The organism is Acinetobacter sp. UBA3025, from assembly GCF_002367915.1.
Lineage (GTDB): Bacteria > Pseudomonadota > Gammaproteobacteria > Pseudomonadales > Moraxellaceae > Acinetobacter.
The window spans coordinates 1-7,285 of record NZ_DFDO01000185.1; the positions used below are offsets into that span (position 1 = coordinate 1).

5 protein-coding genes and 1 pseudogene are annotated in these 7,285 nt (G+C 36.5%); 5 read left to right on the plus strand and 1 reads right to left on the minus strand.

What is annotated here, in order from left to right; genetic code table 11:
* The 5 genes and pseudogenes from B4J23_RS07675 to B4J23_RS07690 all read left to right on the plus strand — a co-directional run.
* Positions 1-324 (plus strand): annotated as a pseudogene (locus B4J23_RS07675) (IS630 transposase-related protein); the annotation flags it as partial.
* A complete protein-coding gene (locus B4J23_RS14400) occupies positions 282-770 on the plus strand; it encodes an IS630 family transposase (protein ID WP_392390030.1) in 489 nt (162 codons plus the stop codon). The pseudogene B4J23_RS07675 and the gene B4J23_RS14400, both read left to right, overlap by 43 nt.
* 162 nt (positions 771-932) lie before the next feature.
* On the plus strand, positions 933-1,574 hold the full coding sequence (locus B4J23_RS07680; protein WP_262466599.1) for a hypothetical protein: 642 nt from the start codon (positions 933-935) through the stop codon (positions 1,572-1,574).
* Positions 1,564-3,741: a hypothetical protein gene (locus B4J23_RS07685; protein WP_262466600.1), complete on the plus strand. Its 2,178-nt coding sequence runs from the start codon at positions 1,564-1,566 to the stop codon at positions 3,739-3,741. The genes B4J23_RS07680 and B4J23_RS07685 overlap by 11 nt, the downstream gene beginning before the upstream one ends.
* The gene (locus B4J23_RS07690; protein ID WP_291359764.1) at positions 3,734-6,793 is read left to right on the plus strand and encodes a tyrosine-type recombinase/integrase; all 3,060 of its coding nucleotides are present in this window, start codon (positions 3,734-3,736) and stop codon (positions 6,791-6,793) included. Before B4J23_RS07685 ends, B4J23_RS07690 begins: the two co-directional genes overlap by 8 nt.
* On the opposite strand, the gene B4J23_RS07695 is transcribed toward B4J23_RS07690, so the two are convergent.
* The gene (locus B4J23_RS07695) at positions 6,788-7,111 is read right to left on the minus strand and encodes a WbqC family protein (protein ID WP_262466602.1); all 324 of its coding nucleotides are present in this window, start codon (positions 7,109-7,111) and stop codon (positions 6,788-6,790) included. The genes B4J23_RS07690 and B4J23_RS07695 overlap by 6 nt on opposite strands.
* Positions 7,112-7,285: the final 174 nt, after the last annotated feature.

Consider the following 7,285-nt stretch of genomic DNA (forward strand, 5'->3'; position numbering starts at 1 on the left):
AAGAAAATATTAGCCAAGCTTGAAGAAGGCCAATCTATTCGAGCGGTTGCTCAGCACTTCGAAATTGATAAAAATACAATTGTCGAATGGAAAAAGCGAATCGAAATAAAATGAACTCGACCAAGAAAACCATCTAAAGTTGATGATGATGCCTTACGTGCAGATGTTGAACAATATCCTGATGATTATCAATATGAACGCGCTGCTCGTTTTGGTTGTGGTACTTCTACAATTGGAGATGCGCTCAAGCGTCTAAATATCACAGTTAAAAAAAGACCTTACTGCACCCGAAAGCAAAAACAGAACTCAGAGAGCAGTATTTAAAAGATTTAAACCGATTAAGGTATCAACACCCGATCATCTATCTTGATGAAAGTGGATTTAAATCTCATGAACATAGACCTCATGGTTATTCAAAACAGGGAAATCCTTGTTATGGAACATATAATTGGCAATTAAAAAATCAAACCAATGCAATAGGAGCAATCCATGAGGGTAAATTATTTGCAGTTGGTTTATTTGATAGCAAAGTAAATTCGGATGTATTTCATTTTTGGGTAGATAAGTTTTTATTACCAGAATTACCCTCGAATAGTGTAATTGTCATGGACAATGCAGCCTTCCATAAACGACAAGATATACAAGATCTATTAGCCCAACATGGGCATCAAATACTTTGGTTACCACCTTATAGTCCTGACCTTAATCCTATTGAAAAAAAATACAAAACACAGTTAAACCAGCCACATTCAAAAACAAAGAATCAATAACTTAAATAAAAAAATCTATCTAAGCAAACCCTTAGCCTAGTTTAAAAAGAATTCAAATTCATCAAAAACCACCCACATTTATAACCATTTTCTTGATCTTTTTTTTGAAATTAACTTTTTAAGCATGTCTCTATATACATTAAAAAAATAAGGAGCATGAATATGGCATCTAAACAATCAGGTCAGAAGAAAAACGCTAAAGCAAAGTTTGACTCACATCAGGTCATCCTTACTCCATATCCACCGTTAAGTGGAATTTACAATTGCTATGCACAAATATTTAGGGCGGCACGGCTGCCTTCAATTATTCAGCCAGACATCAAGTTACTTTGTCTCTCAACAATTTCAGTGAGTGAATTCTGTGTATTAGATAACTTTCTGCTTGTATATGCCTCCAAAAAGCAAAATTTGCGTATAGACGCAAGCTACGTTGTGCTCACCGACATTGATTTACCCAAGCTTGAATATCAATTGAGCTGGCACTTATTCAAATTAATCACTGAGCTTAAAATTAAGATTAACCTTATCCAACCAAATAGCTTATTAAGTGCACTCAATACATCACTCTCAAAACAAGCAATTTACGATTTAAACGCTCTTTATGATGAAAAACCACGGTGTGAGTTATCGCTCGATTTGCTCGCAAAACTTATCGACTGTAGTCGTAATCAGCTCTTGTATCAACAAAAACAAATCCACTCTAGTTACACCGAAAAAATCCAGCAACTCACTGAAAAATGTGAAGCACTCAAACATTCTGAACCGAGCCCAAACCTTTTTTGGAGAGCGCAACATGCAGACTAAGCCATTAATTCAGCACCTTTTGGAGCAAGAGTTCATACACGATCACTATGCTGAAGTACTTGAGCAATACCTAAATCGCACAGTTGATATTCCTGAACTGAAGCAGTTATTAAAGCTCGATAATAAGATAGAGCAGAATCAGCGATCACTGTTTCTACATGCTCCACCTTCTGTTTCAGCACATCCTGTTTGTGCATATATTTATTCAGTACAACAGCACTCCCAGCATTCTGTTATACAGCGATGGGCAGTCCACAATTTACATGCTGCCTGCATTCTTAAATCTATTTCAAATGCAGGTAAAAAAGACCATCAAACAACAATTATTAAAGTACTTGATCGATTTAGATTAGCGAATGAAGCTTATGCTGCATCGCAACAAAAAACACAGCTCAGTAAGTATCAACAAGAATATTTATGGCTATGGCAACAACTTCCTTGCGATGAAAAACCATTAGCTGACCTCGTCAAAGATTTACGCCTTTTAGAAGCCAATCCTCTGCTCAACCGCTTTCAGCATTTACTACTGCTTGATATAAGGCGATTTTATGATTATGTATTAGCACTCAAACCCAAAAAAAATTATTCAGCACCACCCAAACATATAGATGAACCACATTATTTAGATGAGCACGGCGCAATTTTATGCCATCCACAAGACATATCACAAAAGGAAGATCCAGCTCTATATTACGAAAAATTACAGGATGAACAGCCTAATCAGCAATACTCCATCAATACAGCACAGGTATCACCTTTATCCACTCAATCCAGTTTTCTACAACATAAAATTAGCCAACTGACACAACAACACATTATTAGACAACAACACAATTTTGTGTGCAGTAAGCATTATCCAGATCTCAATAGCTTGAGCTTACTTGTACAACATTGCCATCAACACTACTTAAATAACACATACAAAAACAAAGCTTATCTTTTTATCCTATTGAGTTTTCTCAGTAGTGTTCCAATTGAGCAATGGCTTAATTTGCAAACAAAACAGCGCTATGCGCTCAACAAACGACAAAAGCTGATTTTAGAAAACGATCAATATTTTTTACGCTCGAAATTTACATTATTTGAAGACAGAGAGTTTGAGTATAAAGATCAATTGCTGAATCAAGTGACCCATTTCGATTTGCCTTTAGTCAAAGAGCTGGTAGAGGGTTTAAGACAACCGCCAACAGTGAAGCAAGAACAGGTCGCACATGCATTAAAAAAATGTCGCGAAGAACTCTTCATTCCGTCGTTATCAACTAAAAAAATAAGTGTTTTATTACATCACTGTATTTACCATTACACTCAAAATGAACAACTAGCCGACATTCTTACAGGCATCGATGCAAATCGATCAGTTTCTATTTCATATTGTTCGTATCCAATCTACCGTTTGCAGCAAAGCTATCAGGGTACAGTACAACAACTATCAAATGATTTAGCAAAAGAAATCCATGTCATTGATGATGATCGAGAAAGATTTGGTAGCTGTAAAGCGCCGAAACCTGCAACAGTGACGGCGATATTTGCATATTTACAACATCAGATTATTCAAGCTAAACACCATGGGCAAATGCTTGAGATGTTCAATCATTACAATGTCTGGCTGTGGCATATTTTATTATTGTTCAGTGCTGCTCGACCTGTCAGCGAATTCCCGGGTTTCTTAAAAAATTTCGATTTAAAAAAACAATGGCTTTGGGTTTCAGATAAAGAAATTCACTCAAGAACAGATGATGGGCGTTTAATCCCATTATGTGATTTTGTTGTGAAGGAAATCCGCTTATTCATTACCTACTTAAATGAATTTAAACAACTACACCCAGAGCATCAACCGTATATTCAAGAAATTTTAAGCAGTAAAAAGCCTCTCCTCAGTGTGTATCAACATGGACAATGGCAAGCGCTTAGCCCTCACCTTATAAGCTCTTTTACTCATGTTATGGAGCTCAATCATGCAAATTGGCTTAGGCATACAGCTCGTGCATATCTCACCGAAAAAGCAGACGAAAAATTAATTTTGGCTGTGTTTGGACATGAGAAGAACCAACAAGAAATCGGGCAAAAATTCTCAAGTCTATCTCTTCAACAATATAGAACCCTCGCTACTCATCTTAATGATATGCAGCACACTTACCAAATTGATGGAATGGATGAACATGCTTAAAGAAAAACACTATGCACATGAACGCCGTGCCAAAAATCGAGATACGCAGCGGAAAAAAGAGCACTTACAGATTCAAGAAGTCATCAGTAAGTTTTTATCATTCGAACAATTACAGCAAGCACAGCAATCAGAAGGAATACCCGATCTCTTTAACCAAGTGACTCAGCATCTAAATCAACATAAATTTAGCCATTCTTTAAAAAGCACATTTTATCAGCATTTCCGTAAACAAATTATTCAATACAATCGTGCCAATGATACAGACTTACCATTACCCACACAGCATCTCGTTTCTATTCAACGCACACCATTACTATTCAATGAATCGTGGCTAGATGGTTCAAAATTCGTAGTACAGCTCAAAGAAAAGCTTTTAAGATATTGGTACACGGCAGATGATTTTACAGCGGATGAAAGTATAGGAAATATCCTGATCTGCGCAATCCTGTATGGCGGAATCTCTAATCTTTCCAGCCTAGAAGCTTTGTTAGAACATTTAAAAGAACAAGGCCCGATTTATCAAATTCAACAAATACAAATACCCCTCATCTTTCTAGAACCTCAATCGCCGCAATATGGTGATTTATATGATCCTAAACAAACCTTAAGGAAATCTCGAAATTTTGTACCAGACCGGCTAACACAGCTCTGGATTACTCGATTTAAGACACAATTAATAGATATCCAACACGATTGTTACACTTATATCCGTTACGTTTTTAATGTCTTAGAGCTTTCTTTTAACCAGAAGAAATTTAATGAGCTTTTACAAACCTCCAGTCATTCATTTATGCAACTAGACAAGGTCAAATTAAGCCCTGCGCTTGCACAGTGTTTAACTGAAGAAATAGAAAGCTGTGGCTTAAGTCCAAGTGCTTTTAAACGCTATCTCTCACCTCAGCTAATACTTGACCACTCCGATCAAACTGAAGAACCACAGCCCCAAAATATCAACAACAGAGTAAAAGAGGAAAAATTACACACTGAAGATCCTCTTGAGGCACTTACTGCTTTGCATAAACAAATTTTGACGTTCTTTAAAAATAGGCATAAGACTACCTCGGATCTATGTAACCTGCTGCACAGCCAACATGCCTATCTTCCAGAAAATGCGAAACGGCTTGGGCTTTGGCTATTTAGCTTATTTCATCCGACTACAGAAGATATTAAGCAAATCACAGAGCTTTATCAGCTCGATCAAAACAAGTACTTACGCTATATCAATCAACAGCAGAAGATTCGTCATTCTTCAATCTATAGTTATTACACCAAACTTGCCGAGTCATGGTTATTACATAGCACCGATTTTATAGAAGAATGCAATCTCAATGATCACCTAGAAGTGATCTACAAGCGTATGTTAAACGGCGTCGGTAAATCTAAATCACAAAAATTTGATCTCTTAAAACGTTTTCATCACTTTCAGCGTGTCATATTTGATGCTGATGTGTTCCCAATGCAGAATGAAAGGTTTCATTTAAGCTCACCGAAAGCCGAAATCATCTCTGCAAAAATATTCCAACAGATACTTGCGCGACTTGAATACTATAAAAGCCCAAGCTATACAGCCCATGATTTAGAAATGCTCAGTATTGTATATACGATAGCGTTTCGTACGGGCATGCGGATTAATGAAATACTCGGCATGCGAATCAAGGATGTTGAAGGTATTCAAGCCACTTCAATTTGGATACGTCCATATCGTGCAAAGCATCAACAACATTTACTTAAAACAGATAGTGCTGAACGCAATCTCAACGTTCAAACTCTACTAACTCAAGAGGAGCATCTTAAATTTCAACATTACTGCCAAGTACGGCGCCGTGCTTATAGGCCCAGTCAATACTTGTTCACGATGTGGAACAGTACTGAACGCCTTAAACCTAATATGGTGACTATTCCATTTCAACTAATACTCGGTACATTATTGCCAGAACATCGTTATACTTTTCATAGTCTCAGACATACAGCAGCAAATAATCTCGCGTTAATCCTGAATATGGACTACACGTTTGTTGCTACCTTCACGGACTATTCAAACGATCATTACAACCTCATCAGAAGTCATCTATTACGCTCTAAAGCACCACAAGACAACTGGTATTTAATTGCGCACCTGCTCGGTCATATTCAACCAAACGAGACTTTCCGAAGCTATATCCATCTCAGCTATGTGATGGCAGGTTTTCAATTACGTCAATTTGATCTGATGCTTTCCACCCAAATTATTCAAAAAATCTGTCCAACTTTGATAACGCCGTTGAAACATGCTCAAGAGATCCACCTCAGCAGTTTTGACACTCAAATGCTTCAAGCGACTCATGTAATACCATTAGGCATAGATAAACAATCAAGTATGCCAATCAATAAAAAAGAAATTCAGCAAAAACCTACTGATGATTGCATCTATGGTACTGCTCGATCAGAATATCCGTCTGCACTGATCATAAAAATACTCAAAGCATTAGATCAATCTTATACACCTGAGCTTCTTTCTCAAAAGTATGACTTTCCAATTAAGACACTCATGCTGTGGCAAAAAAATATACTTAGGCTCAAACAACTCAAAAATCGCAAGAACCGACCTCGCTTCATTATTGATGCTGATAAATCACAACGTATACTTCCGTATATTGAAACAACGGAAGAAAAAATAGTCTTAGAGTATTTTTTTAAACGGCTTAATAAATTGAAAAGTGATGATGCAAACATCTTAAATGCACTACATATTTTTGAAATGAAGGCTAACATTTCACATGCTGGATTAATCTTTAATAGTGCTGATATAAGGCTAGCAAATCGATTTTTGACAGGAATTTATTCTTTATTTTCAGAAAAATATTGGCAGATTGCTATATCTTCTGAAATCTCTGAGGAAAAGCTCATGGAACGACTGCAGTTTAAATTTCTATCTTGCAGCATGAACAGCAGTCTAAATAATTCTTTTAAGTTTGAGCTAGTATCCCAAAACAATGGAAAAGCACTAACCGTCTTACGCTATTGCATGTTGGTTTTACTGATCCTGTGTACGCCGTCGCAACCTAGATCATAGCTGATCTGGCTGATAACCTGAAAACTCATAAAAGTCATGCAACAATTGAGCATAGACATCTGAAAAATTTATTAAGTTTTCTGGTTGTAAACCATAATGGTCAAAATAGCGATCATCAATGAAATAAGCTAATCCTATGTGCGTGTTGAGATAGGTTGATACGCCCAGTTGCCGACAAAAGTCAGGATTATATTGCAACTGTAATTGCGTATTACAAATAATTTTTGAGGCTACAATTTTAGCTACATTGCGAATATTGAGATGGCGAATACTAGAATGCATCGATGTCACAATTCGACTCGAAGAATAATCCATCATGATCGTTTGGCCTTCAATTGATTTAGATTTTTATCAAGTAATGATTTAGTTGCTTCTCGTTTAACAAGTAAACATCTAAACTATATCTATATTTATATAAAAACATGACTAAAACGTCAAGTTTTTATTGTCTATTTGGCGGTAATAATGACACTTGAATTAGACTTGAATGAA

Coding starts and splice junctions, on each gene's coding strand:
- B4J23_RS07680 (WP_262466599.1), top strand. CDS start 933: ATGGCATCTAAACAATCAGGTCAGAAGAAAAACGCTAAAGCAAAGTTT.
- B4J23_RS07685 (WP_262466600.1), top strand. CDS start 1,564: ATGCAGACTAAGCCATTAATTCAGCACCTTTTGGAGCAAGAGTTCATA.
- B4J23_RS07695 (WP_262466602.1), bottom strand. CDS start 7,111: ATGATGGATTATTCTTCGAGTCGAATTGTGACATCGATGCATTCTAGT.
- B4J23_RS07690 (WP_291359764.1), top strand. CDS start 3,734: ATGCTTAAAGAAAAACACTATGCACATGAACGCCGTGCCAAAAATCGA.